The organism is Piscicoccus intestinalis NBRC 104926, assembly GCF_001515525.1.
Classification (GTDB): Bacteria; Actinomycetota; Actinomycetes; order Actinomycetales; family Dermatophilaceae; genus Kineosphaera; species Kineosphaera intestinalis.
The window spans coordinates 1-1,237 of record NZ_BCNQ01000298.1 but is presented as its reverse complement, the minus strand read 5'-3'; the positions used below and the strand labels follow the sequence as shown (position 1 = coordinate 1,237).

Annotated in this window: 1 protein-coding gene; it reads right to left on the bottom strand. The window is 68.7% G+C overall.

Annotated features, from left to right (window positions below; translation table 11 throughout):
• On the bottom strand, window positions 1-1,119 hold a 1,119-nt coding region (locus PINTE_RS21345), incomplete at its 3' end, for an ISL3 family transposase (protein ID WP_068434617.1).
• Window positions 1,120-1,237 lie beyond the last annotated feature (118 nt).

The following is a 1,237-nucleotide window of genomic DNA, read 5'->3' as shown; positions in this document are numbered from 1 at the left end:
CTTCAGGGTGCGTCCGAGGGTGATGACCTCACGTAGGGCGCCGGGGACCCCGCTGCTGATGCTGGCGATGAGTGCCTCCATGCGGGCGCGGCCGTTGCCTCGGTCGGGGTCGCGGTAGGCGGCGACCAGTTGCTGGTAGACGCCGTAGGTGGCCTCCAGTTGCACGTGGTCGTCGCCGGTGAACAAGGCGTCGAGGCGGGCTTGTTGTCGGGGGGTGAGGATGTCGGCTCCGGTGTGGAGGGTGCGCCGTGCCCGGTACAGGGGGTCCTGGGCGCGGCCGCGGTGGCCGTGGAGTTCTTGCTGGATCCGGCGCCGGCACTGGTCGAGGGCGTCACCGGCGAGCCTCACGACGTGGAACGGGTCCATGACGGTGGTGGCGTCGGGCAACTCTTCGGTGGTGGCGGTCTTGAAGCCGGTGAACCCATCCATGGCCACGACCTCCACGCCGGCCCGCCACGCTTCGGGTCGGGCAGCTAGCCACGTCTTGAACGCCTGCTTGGAGCGGCCCTCGACCATGTCCAGCAGGCGTGCCGGGCCGGTGTCATCCCTGATCGGGGTGAGGTCGATGATCACGGTGACGTACTTGTCGCCGTGACGGGTGTGCCGCCACACGTGCTCGTCGACGCCGAGCACATGGACGCCGTCGAAACGCCGCGGATCGTTGATCAGGACCCGCTTGCCCTCGGCCAGGACGGCGTCGTTGGCGGTGTTCCACGACACTGCCAGCCCTTCGGCGATCCGGGCTACGGTCAGATGCGCGACCACGAGTCCTTCCAACGCCCACCGCAACGCCCGTCGGGACAACTTCGCCCGCGGCTCGGCGGCTCTGCTCATGTCCTGACGCCACACATGCCCGCACTCGCCGCAGCGGTAGCGACGCACGGTGATGAGCAAGATGCCGGGTCGCCAGCCGAACGGCTCGTGCGCCAGACGACGCACCACGGTGCCACGCGGCGTTCCCTCGCAGCCGCACCGCCGACACCACTGGTCCGGCTCAACGACCCGGCAGGCCAACACCGCCCGCTTCGGCTCGATCTGCTGCCCAACGACCTCCAGGCCGAGCTCGTCGAGGCGGGTGAACGTGGTCAGATCAGGGGGCGTGAAGGTAGCGTGAGGCACGTCGAGGTCTCCCGGATGGTGAGTGTGAGAACTTCCATCTTCGGGAGGCCTCGACCCTCATCCGCGGACCGACGCGCCGCCGTGATCACCCCGCCTCTACACCCTCAAATGTGATGAG